Raw genomic sequence first — 18,314 nt, 5'->3', positions numbered from 1 at the left:
TTTACAATATGCTCACGGTTATAACTTTCGTTGGATTTACATTATTTGTTGCAATTTTTTCTTGGTACAAATTACGAAAGGATGACATCAGCTCCAGGGATGGCTATTTCCTTGGAGGAAGATCATTGACCGGAGGGGTAATTGCAGGGTCGATGATCCTCACGAATATTTCTACTGAACACCTTATAGGTCTAAATGGCTCTGCTTATAAGAACGGAATGATCATTATTGCCTGGGAAGTTACCAGTGCTATCGCTTTGGTCATCGCTGCCCTTTACTTCCTGCCTATTTATCTCAAAATGGGATTGACAACCATCCCTCAATACCTGGAACAAAGGTATGACAGTACCACAAAAACAATTGTTGCCTTTTTATTGATGGTTTCTTTTGTAGTCACCTTACTTCCTATAGTACTTTATACTGGAGCCATTAACTTGGAAAGTATTTTCAATGTCTCCGAAGTTTTAAATGTCAGTAGATCTGAGGGAATTTGGATTACAGTAGTAACCATAGGTGTTATTGGGTCTATTTACGCTATTTTTGGTGGCTTAAAAGCCGTTGCGCTATCTGATTCCATAAATGCCATCGGCCTACTTATTGGCGGGCTAATGGTACCCATATTAGCGCTATGGGATATTGGTGACGGCAATGTTATCAATGGTATGACAAAAGTGTATGAGTACGTGCCCGAAAAGTTTAATGTGATAGGTAAAGCCGATTCAGTTTTACCTTTTAGCACCATTTTCACTGGGCTAATGATCAACCAACTTTATTTTTGGGGCATGAACCAGACCATCATACAAAGGGCATTTGGAGCCAAAAACATGGCAGAAGCCCAAAAAGGATTGTTGTTCACAGGAATGATGAAAATTTTCATTCCATTAATTATCGTGATTCCAGGTATAATCGCTTACTATTATTACGGCGACATGTACTACGATAATCAGGATTTTATATATCCCGTTTTATTGATGCGTGTTATGCCTTTGGGATTGCTTGGCTTCTTTGCCGCAGTAGTTCTAGGCGCCATTTTAAGTACTTTCAATAGCGTATTAAACTCTGCTGCAACAATATTTAGCTTAGACATCTATAAAAAACTAATTGACACCAACTCAAGTGATAAAAAGCTTGTTAGAGTGGGTCGGTTAAGCTCTCTGGTGCTGGCAGTATTTGCCATTTTGATCGCCCCTCTTGTTGGAAATGCCCCAGAAGGATTGTACCAGTTGATGCAGCAATTAAATGGAATCTTTTTTATCCCCATAGCCTCTATTCTAATTGCTGGTTTTTTTATCCCAAGAATTACTGCCAATGGTGCAAAAGTAGGACTATTCACCGGACTGTCCTTTTACCTGTTGACCACTTTCATTTTTGATTCAGGCATACACTTTATCCATATATGGGCCATTGAGTTTGTGATCAATCTTTTGGTAATGTTTGCCATCAGTCGTTATTTTCCAGGTAAACCCAATACATTTGTTAGAAAACCTCCAGTATTAGAAATGAAGCCCTGGCGTTATGCAAAACCAGTCTCTCTGGGATTGTGTTTCATTACCCTTTTGATCTACATTTGGCTGGGGAGCTAAGCGAATATTCAACGAATAGAAAAAAGATTTCGAAATGAAAATTCCTTAACCCTTGATACAAGGCAATCGCTGAGTACGCATAACTTTTACGAAGTGTTGACTTTACTCATCACCAAATCCCCACCAGGTACAAGCCATATATATAGTGAAATTTAGTTTTGGATATTAGGTTACAGTCCTATTTTCACCTACCACTAGGGTATTATTTTAAATGTTTTATTACCCAGCTTTCATAATTGTCAATTACATCCTCATTTATATATACATAGCTTTCTTGAATTAACTTTTGTTGCTGATTTTCAAAAGGATTTTAACTCTTTCTACTTAATATCCGCCTTAATAAATAAGCCTTTTACCCAAAAAATATTTGAAGACAAGCCGAAAATGGTAAGCACAGTACAACCCTCTCTTCTTTAATAATTAAAACTCAAATCTCTCTTATATCTCACCCTACATTCTCAGCTTAAAACACCTAAATACCGGTCTATTTTTGTATTAAGGTGGTATTTGCTTTTGTAAGCGGTCAGCCTTTCTGATATTTTTTCTCTACTTTTGTGCTGTGGAATTTGGGAAATACAACATAGGAACGGTAATTATCAGAATTGTTTTAACCAATTTACTGGCCATTTTTTTACTTTTTCTTTCTGTTGCAGAAGGAGAAAAAGCCATGTATAATTTCCCGTCTTCTGAACTACAAATTGGAGTACTGGATTATGACTATTTAGATTTCCCAACATCATTAACCCGAGTATTTTCCAAATATTCACCCCAAAAAAATGTTTTATTACCCACTTTTTATTTAAAGGCAAATTATTATAAAAGCCTGATAATAAATTCGATAAATATCCCCAAAAAAATCTGCACATCAGCTTCTCTAAAGCAGCTTAAACAAATCATCTGTTTAGTGATTTGTAAAAATGCACCCTGAGATTAGGATGAGTTGAGTACCCTAGTTATGCAACCATAACTGTATCAACAATTGTCAGAACAAACCCCCTTAATAATCCAGCAAGATCTCCTATTGAGTATCTCAAAGGTATCATTGCTTGAAAATCATAATGTCATTTTATTGAAATTTTAACTTTATTCAGAAGAAATGTTGAACAAAAACCAATGGTTCAGGTCTTCCTTTATGGAATACCGAACAGTCATCACGTTGCTTTATTTGGCTGGGATTGTTTTTACTACTGTGTCTTGTAGTGAGGGAAATGGGAAAAACAAAAAAAATGCTGAAGTACTGGAAGTTCCGGTCTTTACATTAAGCCCTCAAAGTATTGAGGTTCCTCAGACATATGTTTGTGACCTGCAAGCCATCCAATTTGTGGAGGTAAGGTCTAAAGTGGAAGGTTTTGTTGAAAAAATATATGTTGATGAGGGCCAAAACGTAAAAAAAGGGCAACCCTTATTTCAATTGTCCTCTGCTGAATACAATGAATTGGTAAATTCTGCCAAGGCCAAACTGATGCAAGCTAAAGCTGAAGAAAAGTCTGCCAACCTGGAAGTAGAAAGGCTTAAAGTGCTTGTCGATAAAAAAATCTATTCCAATTCTGAATTAGAGTTAGCCCAATCGAAAAAAGACATGGCGCAATCCTCCATCTTGGAAGCTCATTCCTTGTTGAAAAATGCACAGGTCGGCTTATCCTACACCACTGTTAAGGCTCCATTCGACGGTATAGTCGATAGAATACCCTATAAAACCGGAAGTTTAGTAAAAAGCGGTGATTTGCTAACAAACATTACGGATATCAGTGAAATTTTCGCTTACTACAGGATTACAGAAAACGAATACCTGGAATTTATGCGTGGTGAATTGGACAAGGGTACTGACAATGACCATATGAACCAACAAGTCAAGGAATCGCTTCAAAAAGAACAAGAAGACATTTCACTTATCATGTCAGATGGCGTGGTCTATCCTTACAAAGGGAAACTAGAGACAATGGAAGCTGATTTTGAACAAGGTACAGGATCAATTGCCCTTAGGGTAAGGTTTCCCAACCCTGATCAGTTGATCAAACATGGCGCTAGTGGTAAAGTGCAAATGAAAAGCATGATGAATGATGTTTTCCTTATTCCTCAAAAGTCTACCTTCGAGATTCAGGAATATAACTATGTATACCTGGTAGATAGCGAAAACAAAGTAAATGTCCGCAGTTTCCGACCAATGGGAAGGCATGGGCTATTCTATATAGCTCAGGATTTCACACCCAACGACAAAGTGGTTTTAGAAGGTATTCAGTTATTGAAAGACAATGTAACCGTCAAAACAAACCCTGTTGGGGAAGAAGAAATTTACGAATCCTTGGACCTAAGCCTTTAAAGGTTAAAAACACTTACGCATGTTTGATTTATTTATAAAAAGGCCTATCCTTTCGACGGTGATCTCTATATTGATCACCCTGCTCGGACTATTAGCGCTGTTTGGATTACCCGTAACACAATTCCCGGAAATTGTGCCCCCTTCTGTTACTGTGACTTCCCAATACCGTGGAGCCAATGCGGAAGTTATTACCAAGGCGGTTACTACTCCTCTGGAAAGAGCCATCAATGGTGTACCAGGGATGACTTATATGTCTTCAGTAAACACCAATGACGGTGTGTCTGTTATTACTGTTTTTTTTAATGTAGGAACAGATCCAGATCAAGCGGCTGTCAATGTTCAAAACAGAGTGGCTACCGTAGTGGATGAGCTTCCTGAAGAGGTAATTCGTGCTGGAGTAATGACTGAAAAGGAAGTGAACTCCATGTTGCTTTACCTTAATCTCATCACATCCGACACTACGCAAGACGAAAAATTTGTATATAACTTTGCAGATATAAACATCCTTTCTGAATTAAAAAGGATTGATGGAGTAGGTAGAGCGGAAATAATGGGAAATAGGGATTATGCCATGAGGATATGGCTAAATCCTGACCGAATGGTGGCTTATAACCTAACTCCCCAAGACATCAGTGCTGCCATACAAAGTCAAAACGTAGAGGCGGCACCGGGTAAATCAGGAATTAGCTCAGACAGAGATCCCCAAGCACTTCAGTATGTATTAAAATACACAGGTAAATTCAACCAGAAAGAGGATTATGAAAACATCACCTTAAAGGCACTTCCTGATGGATCTTTATTGAAAATCCGGGATGTAGCAGAGGTTGAATTTGACTCAGAAGATTACAATATGGTATCGATGACGGATGGTCAACCATCGGCTTCTATCATGATCAAGCAAAGACCTGGTTCTAATGCAAGAGAAGTAATTCAGAACATAAAAGATAAAATGGCTGAATTGCAGGTTTCTTCCTTTCCTCCAGGAATGTCCTATAATATCTCCTATGATGTATCTCGATTCTTGGATGCATCCATATCTGAAGTAGTCAAGACATTAATTGAAGCCTTTTTATTGGTTTCATTTGTTGTATTCATCTTCCTTCAAGACTGGCGATCTACACTTATACCAGCCATAGCAGTACCCGTTTCACTGGTTGGCACCTTTTTCTTTATGAGTTTATTTGGCTTTTCGATCAATATGCTCACCCTGTTTGCAATGGTATTGGCGATAGGGATTGTGGTGGATAATGCCATTGTGGTGGTAGAAGCCGTGCACGTAAAGATGCACCAAGATGGCCTAAATGCCCAAGAGGCAACGTTTGCGGCTATGAAGGAGATCGGTGGTGCCATTATCGCTATTACCTTGGTAATGTCAGCTGTATTCGTCCCTGTTAGTTTTCTTTCAGGTCCTGTAGGTATATTCTACAGGCAGTTTTCACTTACGCTGGCCATTGCCATTGTCATTTCGGGTATAAATGCCCTTACCCTGTCTCCTGCGTTATGTAGTATTCTCTTGAAGCCAGTTCATCATGAAGGCAAAAAGAATATAATGAGCAGGTTTTTCGTCAAATTCAATGAAAAATATGATGCTTTTTCAGGGAAATATGCCTGGCTTATAGGTAAAACTGCTGGACGAAAAACCTTAACCTTTGGTATTTTAATTCTGTTTTTTGCCCTTACCTATGGTATGACGCTGGTACTCCCTTCAGGATTTATCCCGAATGAGGACCAAGGTATGATTTACGTCAATGTGACCACTCCTCCAGGTTCCACTATGGACAGAACCCAGCAAATTATGGACGATGTGCAGGCTTCAATTCTACCTTTTGAGGAAGTGGAAACGATTTCAACACTCGCTGGTTACAGTCTCCTTACAGAAACTGCAGGTGCTTCTTATGGGATGGGTATGATCAACCTCGTTGGTTGGGATGACCGTGATCAGAACGTCAATGACCTTATCGTAAAGTACCAGGAAAGGACAGCACATATAACGGGTGCATCCATTCAGTTTTTTGCTCCACCTCCAGTTCCAGGATTCGGTAATGCTTCCGGATTTGAACTGCAAATGCAGGACAGGACTGGTGGAGACTTGGCTTTTACAGCCTCCACAGTGGATGATTTCCTTAATGAAGTAAGGGCAAGACCTGAGATTCAGGATGTCTTTACGAATTTTGATCCTTCCTTCCCTCAATATATTCTTAGGGTAGATCATGACAAAGCGGCTAAACTCGGTGTGGATATCCGAGAATCCATGGAAACATTGCAAAGTTTTATCGGTAGTTATTACAGTTCCAACTTCATTCAGTTTGGTCAAATGTACAAGGTAATGCTTCAGGCTTCCCCAGAATTTAGAACCAATCCGGAATCCCTGCTGAAAATGTATACCAAGAACAACACGGGAGAAATGGTTCCTTACTCCAACTTTGTGAACCTGGAAAGGATTTATGGACCTGAACAGTTAACACGTTATAACATGTTTATTTCTGCCATGATCAATGGAGATGCAGCCCCCGGTTACTCAAGTGGAGATGCCATCAAAGCGGTGGAAGAAACAGCCATAGCAACACTTCCAAGAGGTTTTAATATTGACTGGTCTGGCATTACAAGGGAACAAATAGCTTCCGGAAATCAAGCGATCTATATCTTCTTGATTTGTTTGGTATTTGTTTACCTATTACTTGCTGCCCAATATGAAAGTTACCTTCTCCCCCTCCCTGTAATATTGTCTTTGCCGGCAGGTATATTTGGTTCGTTTCTATTGTTGCAACTCACAGGTTTGGAAAACAACATTTATGCCCAGGTATCCTTGGTGATGCTTATAGGTTTGTTGGGTAAAAATGCCATTTTGATCATTGAGATTGCTGTTCAGTCCAGAGAAAAAGGAATGGGTATTCTTGAATCAGCGATTTTCGCTGCCGTTGAAAGATTGCGCCCTATTTTGATGACCTCATTTGCATTTATTAGTGGACTTATCCCACTTGCTTTAGCCAGTGGCGCTGGTGCAATTGGTAACCGAACCATTGGTACAGCTGCAGCTGGAGGTATGTTTATTGGTACTTTTGTAGGGATTATTTTAATCCCTGGCTTGTACGTGGCATTTGAGACCCTTTCGGTTTACCTTAATAAGAAGCCCGAAGTAGCCCCATTCACCGAAAAGGCGATCAATTCTACTGATCTTAAAACATCCTAAGGAAGAGCCAAAAGCAAGGAAAGATTCTTGTTTTTGGCTCTAAAACTGAACAAAAACATGAACAAAAATTCATACCAATATATCGTATACATCACCTTGGTGATTAGCAGCCTTACCGCTTGCAAGGTACAGAAAACCTCCCTGGAGGACGTAAAAGCTCCTCCCACTACTTACCAAGATGTCCAAGTGGGAGAAGATAGCATGAATTTGGCGATGACCCATTGGCAGGCCTTTTTTGATGATGAACACTTAAATGCATTAATCGAACGTGGGCTGGCAAACAATCAGGACGTCGCTAAAACTTTGGCAAATATTAGGATCTCAAGAGCTGCCTTAAAAAGGGCAAAGCTTGGACAGTTACCTGAGCTAAATCTGACCGCAGGGTCTAGTGTGAGAAAGTTTGGGGATTACACCATGGATGGGGTAGGTAATGATGATACCAACCGTTCTTCGACTGTTCCTGATGACAAGAAAATCCCCACCCCCTATACAGATTTCATGGTAGGGGCCGAGTTCAATTGGGAGCTTGATGTTTGGGGGAAACTAAACATGCGTAAAAAACAAGCGCTTTCAGAATTCATGGCCTCAGTGGAAATGGGAAACCTTTCACGTACCTGGTTAATTGCGGAAATTGCTAAAAACTACTATAATATTATCGGTCTAGACGAAGAAATTGAAACTTTGCTGTCCAGCATTTCTTTTCAGGAACAAGCTTTTGAACTTGGTAAAAGCTTGAAGAATGCCGGAAAAGAAAGCCAATTGTCAATTGACCAGTTTGAGGCATTGATGTTAAATTCAAAAGGAATCCTTGTCAAGAAACGGAGAGAACTCAAACAAGCAGAGCTAAACCTTTCTTACCTTTTGGGTACTTACCCAGAAAATATTCAAAGACAATCCCTATCAGAAGTCAATGTCTTGCCGCCTGCTCTTGAATTAGGTTTACCTTCCACGCTTCTGACCATGCGACCGGACATAAGAGCCGCTGAACAGACCCTACAGGCCAATAACCTGGAAGTAGGAATTGCCCGAACAGCCTTTTTTCCAACCTTTAATCTTTCTGGAATGGCCGGATTCAATGCATTTGAATTTAGTAAACTTTTCCTCAATCCTGCCTCTATGGTTTATCAACTAGGCGGTGGTTTAGTAGCTCCTGTTTTTAATAGAAGCAGCATCAAGGCTACCTTTGAATCTGCCAAAGCTAAACAGAAAGTTGCTTTGTATGATTATGAACAAACTGTATTGGGTGGCTACTTAGAAGTTTTAGGTTTAGTCAATGAATACCAAACATTAAAAGAAGAGTTAAACCTAAAAACGGACGAAGTACTTTTGCAAAGAAGATCCGTGGACAATGCCAATACAATGTTCAAAATTGGCTATGCGGATTACCTGGACATGATCAATAGTCAATCGAATTCACTGGTTTCAGAGATCGAATACATTGAGTTAAAAATACAGCAATTACAAAGTATTGTAACACTGTACCGGGCACTAGGAGGAGGATGGCAGTAAAGCTAGAATTTTCATAATATAAGTTTACCCCACTCAAAAAAAATCCCCAATGGCAATATTTGCTTTGGGGATTTTTTTAATGAAAACTATGGCTTAATTTCGCCTCTCGAAGCTTTTATATCAGGTAAACCTACTCACCTAAAAACCATCATTAATTTACGTTTATGGCTGTTGAAACATTTCAAAAAGAGCATTTTGATCAAATCAATTATTCTGACAGCAGGATGACTGGTGAATCCTATGACGATTGTAAATTCACTGGTTGCAACTTTTCCAATAGTGATTTAAGGCGAATAGAGTTTATGGATTGCCTATTTGTTAATTGTAACTTTTCCCTTACGAATATTTCTGATACCGCCTTTAAAAGTGTCGATTTTCATCAATGTAAAATTATGGGGATTGACTTTAGTAAATGCGACGATTTTCTATTTGCTGCTTCCTTCGTAGGATGTAACCTTGACTATTCCATCTTTCATGGTAAAAACTTAAAAAAAATTAAATTCGATCATTGTTCTTTAAAAGACGTTGATTTTTCAAATGCAGATTTAACGCTAGCTATTTTCGATAGTTGTGATTTAATGGCTGCCACTTTCTTCCAAACTAACTTGGAAAAAGCAGATTTCAGAACATCTTATAATTACAGACTAGATCCTGAAAACAACAAGGTTAAAAAAGCAAAATTCTCTGTCAGTGGACTTCCTGGCCTGTTGTCAAAATACAATTTGGAAGTAGAATACTGATGAGCTAGGCTTATGGGAACATAGCCCATATAAATGACTTAATTTTTAGCAATTCTAATTTTTACAAGAAATAAGCCGCAGTAATTTTATTTCGGCATTATTTTAGTGTTAATGGTATTTATTCTAGTATCAATTTTTAGCATAGCACTGTTTCGATGTCAAATAAAAAAACAAATTTATGGCCATACCTTTTTTCAGCCCTTTTCTTAGGCAGTCTTGTTAGCCTGTATTTTCTAAATGATGCCGTTCAACAATTTTTCAATGAAGCCTGGAATGTACTAGGTAGTAATGATGAACAGAAAATATCCAATTGGGTAAGCCAGTTTGATATTTGGGGACCATTGATAATCGTTGGAGCCATGGTATTGCAGATGTTCATGTTCGTTATCCCCTCTTTTCTTTTAATGGTTGTGACTATTATAGCTTATGGCCCTTGGTTAGGATCGGGTATTATTCTGGTAGCCATTTTCACTGCATCTTCAATCGGTTATGGTGTAGGGGTGAATTTTGGCACACCGGTAATCGACCGTTTGCTTGGTAAAAAAACGGAAAAGAAAATAACAGGCTTTTTAGAAGATTATGGTTTCTGGGCGGTAATAGTTACTAGGGTATCCCCTTTCCTATCCAATGACGCGATTAGCATCATCGCAGGAATGCTCCGAATGGGATACTGGAAATTCATTGCCTCCACCATGCTAGGCATCTTACCTTTGACCGTCATAATTGCTGTTCTGGGCCAAAACAATGAACGGATGAAGACTGGTTTGATTTGGGTAGGTGCCATAAGTCTATTAGGATTTATAGGCTATGTATGGTGGGACAGAAGGCGAAGAAAGAAAGCGGCGTAAACCAATATAATTTCTTTTCAACGATTGAAATAGACATGCCATCGCTTACCGATAAATAGACAAATACTTAGCAGCCAGTCTAGGCATTTATACCTAAACACCAAAAACCCCACAAAACAATAACCATGTGGGGTTTTTCGCTTGACTTCTATAAAATTATCACGAATTTATTTGAGTGAAATTGGACGTAACAATTGATTAATTGTCCTCTACCCACTCTCCATTTAGCATGACTTTTTTGATCGAATACATGGCCTTAATGTCTACTGAAGGATTGCCCTCTACTAAAATCAAATCTGCCAATTTCCCTGGCTCTATACTTCCCAGTCTATCCTTTGTGCCAAAATATTCCGCATTATAAATTGTGCTGCTGGAAATCGCATCCATGGCTGTCAAACCTGCAGCAACAAAAAGCTCCATTTCTCTTTGGTAAGCAAACCCTTGTTTTACATATTTACCTGAATTGTGAGAGCCTGTTACTATTTTCATTCCTGCTTTATGCGCCATACCAACAAATTCATGCATATTCTTAAACCCTTTGGCCTCGTAGTCTTTCACATCCTCATCTCCAAACTGTTTTTCGAAGGTGGCAAGCGTAGGTGACAATACCACATTGTTTTTTACTGCCAACTCAATCACTTCCTTCACCCTGTCAGAGGACAAATCAATTTTTGACCATAACATGTACCTTCCTGCTCTTCTGTTATTACTGTTTTCCTGAACAGCTTTTCTAAATTCTTCAGCATCCTTAGGATCAGCAAGTGAAGTACCAAAAGAAGTCACATGTTCAATTCCACGTAAGCCTGCCATAATCGCATCATCTGCATCAACCAATTCCAAATGCGCAACTACGGGGATATTGTAAAAATCAGCCGTTTTAACTACTGTTTCAATGTATTTCAATGGAAGTCTGAAATAAATTTTAATTCCTGAAGCACCATTTTCGACGTATTCAGCAATTTGTGACCTGATATGATCCGAATCTTTTACTAAAGTGGCTTGTTCTACATATACGCCGGGATAACCATCAAGGTGTGCACCTGTTACATATACCCTAGGCATTTTGGAAGTAGCAAAATGCTGTGCCTGGTAAAACCTAATGGGATGACCTGGATCTCTCATGGTAGTCACACCATTTTTAAGAAGTGTACTTAACTGTTTGTTGTTATTGGCACTATGGAAATGAGAATCTATTAATCCAGGGAGAAGACTCATCCCTGCTCCATCTGTCACTATTGCATTTGTAGGGATTTTCACTAGATTTTTAGCCCCTATTTCTATAATTCTATTGCCCTTGATAATTACTGTAGTATTCTCAACCGCAGGGCCTCCAAAGCCATCTATCAATCTTACCCCAACTATAGCATTGATCATATCATTAGAAGGTCCATCAGGTGGATTTATTTCCAATAAAGATGGGTTTGAAGGGCCATTTTGTGAGAAAGTCTCACTGGATAAAAGTAAGAAACCCAAGCTCATAATAAGAACCAGGTATCTCGAAATTTTAGCTACATTCATTGTTGTAATTTTTGGTTGAAATTTTTCTTTATTGAACCATTCAATTTATACTATTTTCTAAATTGGACCGGCATTATTGATTGATAAGGAATATTACGGGTTAGATTTAAATTTAGATATAATCGATAAGTTTACGTTACCATAACCTAAAATAAATCTAAGGTGAAGTTCTTCTTTCTCGCTATTTACTATAAGCACTGAACCAATCCTATACTAAAGCTACACGGTTATTTTCAATAATTGAAATAAAATAGTGTTTACTAGTACATTGACTCCTTACTTGACTTTAATCCAACCATTTTCAGTAATTCCAGAAGTCTCCAAAGAATCAATTTCATAAAGTGTAGCTGTTTCATTTTCTCCAGAATACATGCCATTCATAAAATGGCAATCTGCCACCTTGGCTTGAATTCTTACAAGGGATTGACCACTTCCTATGATATTCATGGCATGGATATTATTAATTTTTCCCGGAAAGGACTCTATTCCGTATCCCCTACCCCCTATGAGAATAGCATCATGGCGACCCTCGTTGGCTTTAAAAATGACGCCATTGATATAAACGTGGTGAATCCCAGCCTTATCACTTGCTCTAATGGCTATGGCCCTATACCTGTTTTCACAAGAGATATTGGTAATTACCACTTGCTCAATGTCATCCTCCGGCCCATACCACCTACTAGCTGTAACCATGCTGTCTGTAATGTCTCCATTTTTTTTGACACTATCTGGTGCAGTATCAAGATTAGATAAAGCAATAAAATCATCTCCAGTCATTCCAGAGATATTGTTAATTCTAAAATTCTTACAGCCTTGCCTTAGGTTTATTCCATCCTTATTGGCAACCATCATTTTCTGTCCATTGACAGTGACAAATTCTTCATTGAAAATGGTTAGGGCTTCAACTTCTGCACCTACAGTTCTTTCAAAACTCAACGTCCAACCATGAGTATTTTCAAACCTTACATTTTTGATGGTAAAGTTCTTGACATAGCCAATAAGCATCATGATATTCCTCCAGTCCCCTTTTTGCTTAACATCGGGCTTTCCGGCATCGGTGCCATAACTTACCCTCCAATTTCCTTTGTCTTGTTCCCCCTTCGGGTCTAGTGTGAGCATTCTGGCTCCATCACCTGTGGCACGGGGATTATCCGCTCCTTTAAGCACCGCATTTCCAACCCCATATATGCGAATGTTTTCATTCCAAACCGGATCTTCAACACCTAGGCCTACATTGTCTGAACGAAACATATTGTCTCTGCTAGAATCAGATAATTGAAGCGTACAGTTGTCAAGGATGATGGTGATATTGCTTGGCAACAGCAAGGCACTATCAATCATCCACTTACGCGTACCATTTGCATTAAAATGTGGAATACGAACTATCTTTGAGGCACCCTTAGCTTCATCAATGGCCAGCATTATCCGCTCTGTATCTGTACCGGAAAAAGTATTGGGGTTGCTTTCATTTTCAATATTTGAAAAAGTGTGGGCAGCTAAAGAATAGCTAAACAGAAAAAAACAACTTATAAAAAACGTGTTGAGATACTTGGGCATGTTAAGATTTTAATTGATGGTTTAAATTAACTAAAACATGAATTTATTAAATTATGGCGAATAAATTGATGTTTTAATTGCAATAGCAATTTAATTCTAATTCAGGGTTAACTCCCTACACCTGGTGTTGGAAGTCGGATTCAAACATTCCTCTTATTTTAAAAAAAAACACTTTGAACGCTTTGGTAGCAAACCAAAGCTTTTAACGTAGAAAAAGCAAACAAATAGTTTCCAATTAAAGCATAAAGCACCCAATTTAATTTAGTAAAACAAGGTACTATACTTCCTTGAAGAAGTTGATAGAGGGTTCACATAGCCCTCCTCGAAGTTTTTGTGTATTGATTTATCTCCATTGCCCTGTTACTGGATCGAATTTGGCTTATACTGCTTTCTTTTCCCAACCTTGCTGTCTTTTTTCATTATAGGTGGTAGAAGTGCATCCAAAGCTTAAAACTGGAGGATTGAAATATAATGGGTATAAAAACAAAAAAGCCATTTACAATAAATTATCGTAAATGGCTTAATAAATGAGCCTCCTGTCGGGATCGAACCAACGACCTACTGATTACAAGTCAGTTGCTCTACCAGCTGAGCTAAGGAGGCTTCTATATAAAAACACTCTTTTAAAAGTGATATCAGGAAGACTTTTTCCCTGATTGCGAGTGCAAATATAGTTCTATAGACTTAGGAAATCAAAATTTTTGGGTACAAATTTCAACCAAAAAAGCTATTTTACTCATAGTGAAGGAATTAAAATTCACGAATAATTGAAAGCTTCTTTTTTAATTTCTCTACTTCTTGTTCCGCCTTGTCAATCTTTTCATCAAATTGATCTTTTAGCTTATCCGCTGTCTTGGAAGCAGCAAAAAACTCAAGGTTGTTTCTCCATAAGGTAATGTTGTTTTCCAAATCGGTGATTTGTCGGCGAATACCATGCTCTTTCTTATTAAGCACTTTATTGCTATTTGGATCCGCTTGGAGTTTATTTAGGTTCAGCCTGAACAAGAAATCATCTTTGCTTTCGCCTTCCAACTCTAATTTGGAAACATATTCATTTACCGCATCATTGAATTTAGCAGAAATTTCCTTCATGCTTTTTCTAGGAACGAAACCAATTTCATTGAATTGTTGAATAAGTTTCTCTAGGTTTTCTGAGCTTGCTTGGTTTTCATCCTTAGCCGCATCCGATATTGCCTGGCAGATCTTCTCTTTCTCTTCCAAGTTGTCTTCAAATGCTTTATTTGTTTCTTTATTAGCACTCCTTCTACTTTCAAAGAAAGTATCACAGGCTTTTTTGAAACGACTGTACAAGTCATCTCTGAATTTTTCAGGCATTGGTCCAAGTTCTTTCCATTCTTTCTGCAATTGGATCAGTTCGTTGGATGAGTTTTTCCAATCGGTACTATCCAAGTATCCTTCAGCACTCTGAATCAACTTCTCAGCCTTCTCTTTATTTTGTTGCCTTATTTCATCAAGCTCCTTAAAGAAAAGGTTCTTGTGATGGAAGAACTGCTTAAACAGCCCCCAAAAAGACTTATTAATTTCTTTACCTGCCTCTCTAGGTACTGGCCCAATCCCTTCCCATTCTTTCTGTAAGGCAAGAATCTCCTTGGTTTTGGTATTCCAATCCCTAATTTTTTCAGCTTTAAAGGTTTTGAAAGTTTCCAATTTTTCGATCAGCTTTTCTTTCAAGTCCTGATTGGCTTTGAAAACTTCTCTTTGGCTGTCGTAATAAGCTTTACGCTTGTTATAAACCGCATCAGAAGCACCTTTAAATCGTTGCCATAAAGCTTCCTGTTCGTCCCTAGGTACTGGGCCGATATGTTTGAATTCTTCATGAAGGTCATTCAAGCTTTTTATCGCATCCTTCACATCTTCCACTTCAGACAAGGCTTCAGCCTTGAGGCAAAGTTCCAATTTACTGTCAAGGTTCTTTTTCCTATCCAGTTCTTTTAATTCAAAATATATACTCCTGTTGTCATAAAACCTATCCATTAAGGCATTATAGGAAGCCCAAAGGTTTTTATTCTGACTGTGGGGAACCGGCCCTATATTTTTCCATTCATCCTGGATTTTTTTGATCGTTTCAATGCTATTGGTGGTTTCTTCTCCGTCTACGATAGCCCTCAATTGGTCAAGAATCTGATTTTTATCGTTAGCATTTTTTTCCTTGGAACGTTCAAGGTCTTTAAACTGCTGCTGTTTTTTATCTCTAAAAAGTTGATAAGAGGCAAAAAACTCTTTGTCTTCATCTGTGCCCCTATAGGCAAAGCCGTCTTTCTCTCCACCATCTTTCAGGTATAGCTCCAAGGCTTGCTCTTGTTCTTTTGAATAATATTCGTCGTATTGGTTTTTTATTTCTTGAACCAACGCATCCCTTCGAACAAAATGTTGCTCGTTTACAAAATCTTTTAAGGTTTTGATAAGTTGTGCTTTGGTAAAATTATGGAAATCAAATTCCTCTTCCTCCTCCTCAGTTTCATCTGATTCTTCCTTACTGGCAACAACCCCATCAGTTGCAGCCTCGGGCTCAGCGGTGCTATTTGGTGACTTCAGCTCCTTTTCAACTGTCTTTTCCTCCGCGTCAGAAGGCTTTACATCCTCCTTGGCATCTGGAACTTCATTAGACGAAGTGGGCGTTTCAGCAACGACCTCCTCTTTATCTTTTTCAGTTGTAGCATTTTCGTCCTTTACCTCACTTGGTACTTCCTGTTTTTCGGCAGATGCTTCTTCTCCTGATGCTTGGCTATTCGCCAATTGGTCAGTAACCTTGTCTGCATTTTCAGACATTTCTTTATCCTTATCCATAATATTTAAAATATTCCTGCGTAATTCAAACCATACTAAACAAAAGTAGCAATTTTGAGCTAATTAAGTCTTGGGTCAATCGGATAATTTGCCAATACTTGGAAATCACCTCCCATATTCTTCAAAATAACCCTCCATAAATCATCGGGGGCAACTGTAAAGATGTTTTCAGTATGGCTATTATCACAAACAATCCATGTATTATCTATTAATTCTTCTTTTAATTGACCATTTTCCCAACCTGAATAACCTAAGAAAAATCGAAAATCGGAAATATTGACTAGGCCTAATTTACTTTTCCCTAACAATTCCGCAAAATCTCCTCCCCACCAAAGTTTGGGTCCAAGGGAAACACTGTCCTCCAACACTTGTTCTCCGTAGTATATAAAATGCAAGGTGTTTTGCTCCACCGGACCTCCTACATAAACTTCATTGTCTAGCACACAGTCTTCAAGAAGTTCGTTTAATTTAAAAATAGACAACTTATTTAGCACAAGTCCAAAGGAACCCAATTCATTATTTTCGCACAATAGAACAACAGACCTGACAAAATTTTCATCTTGCAAGAAGGGTTCAGAAATTAACAAACTCCCAGATTCTGGAGCTATATTAGGCATATCATCCATCAAAAGCGGTTTATATGAGGCATTAATATAAAGTAAAAATATTTAAAACCAATATATTTGCATTCCAAACTTAAATTTCGGCAATAAATTACAGGGAAATGAGATTATCAGACATAAGAATAGAATATTCTTCTAAGAAATTGAATTTAAATGAGATAAATTCAAATCCATTGGAACAATTCAAAGTATGGCTTTCGGAAGCAATTACGGCTCAGGTCAATGAACCTACAGCCATGCACCTTTGCACTATTAATGGCAAAGGACATCCATCCGGAAGAATTGTCTTATTAAAAGGAGCAGATGAAGGCTTTGTTTTTTTTACCAATTACGCGAGTCACAAAGGCAGTCAGCTTTCCAAGAACCCCGTGGCCTCTTTAACCTTTTTCTGGCCTGAATTAGAAAGACAAGTTAGAATAGAAGGGACTGTGGCTAAAACTTCAGCCGATGAGTCAGACGAGTACTTCAAAAGCAGACCGGAGCAAAGTCAAATAGGCGCTTGGACCAGCCCACAAAGTGAGGTCATTCCAAACCGAGCCTACTTGGAAGAAAGACAGCTAGAAATTGAAAAAAGATTTCATTCAGAACCAATAAGCAGACCTGAGAATTGGGGAGGCTATCGCCTTATACCTACCTCTATTGAATTTTGGCAAGGTCGTCCTGCGAGATTACATGACAGGGTATTGTACAGTATCAAGGAGGACAATTCAGAATGGACAATGGAACGGCTCGCACCTTAACAACTATTTTTGCCGGGTCATTTAACAAAGGAACCTCGAATAGGTAAAAAAACACCGCTTAGGAAGCTAGAAAATAGCGCAAAAATAGCAACGATCGGCTGAATTGAAATGATTCTATCACTTCATTAATGGCCTACCGTTGCTATTTTAAATTAGATGAGATCGAAAAGATCTTTAACGCCTGCTACCCTTTCCACAGTAAAACCTTCTCCAAACTTCACATTGATCTTATGTCCTAATTCACGGGACCTGGCTTCAATGAAATCAAGAAATTCAGGACTGGATATAAAACTTTCTGGTTCATTAGAATTCGGATCGTGGAATTGAGATTTAAAAGCCAGAATACTTTCCTTTTTGACCTCCCAATAATCTGATACATCTACTACCAAATCTGGTTCAAGGTATTGATTTTGGATATAATGGTAAATGAATTTTGGTCGCCAGGGATCTTGTGCAACGCCATCAAATTCGGTTTCTAATTTTCTTAAACCGCTAATAAAACAAGCATGTGAAGCCAAACTACCTCCTTTTCCATGGTCAGGATGTCTGTCTTCTACCGCATTGGCCAGCACTATTTCTGGTTGGTATTTGCGTATTAATCTAGCAATGGCCACCTGATGATCCAAATCATCTTTGAAATAGATATCTTTAAAACCTAAATTTTCTCTGGCGTTAAGTCTGAGGATTTTTGCTGAGGCCTCAGATTCCTGCATGCGCAATTCAGGTGTACCCCGCGTCCCCATTTCTCCTTGGGTAAGGTCTAATATTCCAACACTATATCCTTTGTCCCTATGGGATGCCAAGGTGCCACTACAAGCAAGCTCTATATCATCAGGGTGAGCAGCTATGGCCAAAATATCCAACTTCATTTTTTATAA

At 38.5% G+C, this 18,314-nt stretch carries 12 protein-coding genes and 1 tRNA gene; 7 read left to right on the top strand and 6 right to left on the bottom strand.

Annotated elements, in window-relative coordinates:
* The first annotated feature begins 8 nt into the window (after positions 1 to 8).
* The 6 genes from AAC073_RS03665 to AAC073_RS03640 all read left to right on the top strand — a co-directional run bounded on the left by AAC073_RS03665 (position 9) and on the right by AAC073_RS03640 (position 10,190).
* The gene (locus tag AAC073_RS03665; protein WP_339922477.1) at positions 9 to 1,583 is read left to right on the top strand and encodes a solute:sodium symporter family transporter; all 1,575 of its coding nucleotides are present in this window, start codon (positions 9 to 11) and stop codon (positions 1,581 to 1,583) included.
* A 1,096-nt stretch (positions 1,584 to 2,679) separates the two neighbouring features.
* A complete protein-coding gene (locus tag AAC073_RS03660; protein WP_339922476.1) occupies positions 2,680 to 3,903 on the top strand; it encodes an efflux RND transporter periplasmic adaptor subunit in 1,224 nt (407 codons plus the stop codon).
* Positions 3,904 to 3,922: 19 nt separating this feature from the next.
* Positions 3,923 to 7,093, top strand: coding sequence for an efflux RND transporter permease subunit (locus AAC073_RS03655; protein WP_339922475.1), 3,171 nt, complete (start codon positions 3,923 to 3,925; stop codon positions 7,091 to 7,093).
* 57 nt (positions 7,094 to 7,150) lie between these two features.
* The gene (locus AAC073_RS03650) at positions 7,151 to 8,602 is read left to right on the top strand and encodes an efflux transporter outer membrane subunit (protein WP_339922474.1); all 1,452 of its coding nucleotides are present in this window, start codon (positions 7,151 to 7,153) and stop codon (positions 8,600 to 8,602) included.
* Between the two features lie 164 nt (positions 8,603 to 8,766).
* Entirely contained in the window at positions 8,767 to 9,342 is a 576-nt protein-coding gene (locus AAC073_RS03645) for a pentapeptide repeat-containing protein (RefSeq protein WP_339922473.1), read from the top strand.
* A gap of 155 nt (positions 9,343 to 9,497) precedes the next feature.
* Positions 9,498 to 10,190, top strand: coding sequence for a TVP38/TMEM64 family protein (locus tag AAC073_RS03640; protein WP_339922472.1), 693 nt, complete (start codon positions 9,498 to 9,500; stop codon positions 10,188 to 10,190).
* Positions 10,191 to 10,388: 198 nt separating this feature from the next.
* Here AAC073_RS03640 and AAC073_RS03635 read toward each other — a convergent pair whose 3' ends face one another.
* The 5 genes from AAC073_RS03635 to AAC073_RS03615 all read right to left on the bottom strand — a co-directional run bounded on the left by AAC073_RS03635 (position 10,389) and on the right by AAC073_RS03615 (position 16,699).
* Positions 10,389 to 11,708 (bottom strand): amidohydrolase family protein, encoded by a 1,320-nt coding sequence (locus AAC073_RS03635; RefSeq protein WP_339922471.1) that lies wholly within the window; start codon positions 11,706 to 11,708, stop codon positions 10,389 to 10,391.
* Positions 11,709 to 11,984: 276 nt separating this feature from the next.
* The gene (locus tag AAC073_RS03630; protein ID WP_339922470.1) at positions 11,985 to 13,265 is read right to left on the bottom strand and encodes a hypothetical protein; all 1,281 of its coding nucleotides are present in this window, start codon (positions 13,263 to 13,265) and stop codon (positions 11,985 to 11,987) included.
* Positions 13,266 to 13,795: 530 nt separating this feature from the next.
* Positions 13,796 to 13,868, bottom strand: a tRNA-Thr gene (locus AAC073_RS03625).
* 147 nt (positions 13,869 to 14,015) lie between these two features.
* Entirely contained in the window at positions 14,016 to 16,073 is a 2,058-nt protein-coding gene (locus AAC073_RS03620) for a DUF349 domain-containing protein (RefSeq protein ID WP_339922469.1), read from the bottom strand.
* 59 nt (positions 16,074 to 16,132) lie between these two features.
* Positions 16,133 to 16,699, bottom strand: a complete 567-nt coding sequence (locus AAC073_RS03615) for a YqgE/AlgH family protein (RefSeq protein WP_339922468.1) — start codon at positions 16,697 to 16,699, stop codon at positions 16,133 to 16,135.
* A 98-nt stretch (positions 16,700 to 16,797) separates the two neighbouring features.
* Between AAC073_RS03615 and pdxH the strand changes: the two genes are divergently transcribed.
* On the top strand, positions 16,798 to 17,436 hold the full coding sequence (gene pdxH, locus AAC073_RS03610; protein WP_339922467.1) for a pyridoxamine 5'-phosphate oxidase: 639 nt from the start codon (positions 16,798 to 16,800) through the stop codon (positions 17,434 to 17,436).
* A 152-nt stretch (positions 17,437 to 17,588) separates the two neighbouring features.
* Here pdxH and bshB1 read toward each other — a convergent pair whose 3' ends face one another.
* On the bottom strand, positions 17,589 to 18,305 hold the full coding sequence (gene bshB1 / locus AAC073_RS03605) for a bacillithiol biosynthesis deacetylase BshB1 (protein ID WP_339922466.1): 717 nt from the start codon (positions 18,303 to 18,305) through the stop codon (positions 17,589 to 17,591).
* Positions 18,306 to 18,314: the final 9 nt, after the last annotated feature.

It is taken from the genome of uncultured Cyclobacterium sp., from assembly GCF_963977555.1.
Taxonomy (GTDB): domain Bacteria; phylum Bacteroidota; class Bacteroidia; order Cytophagales; family Cyclobacteriaceae; genus Cyclobacterium.
Note: the sequence above shows the minus strand (reverse complement) of the source record. Positions and strands in the feature narration are given on the sequence as shown.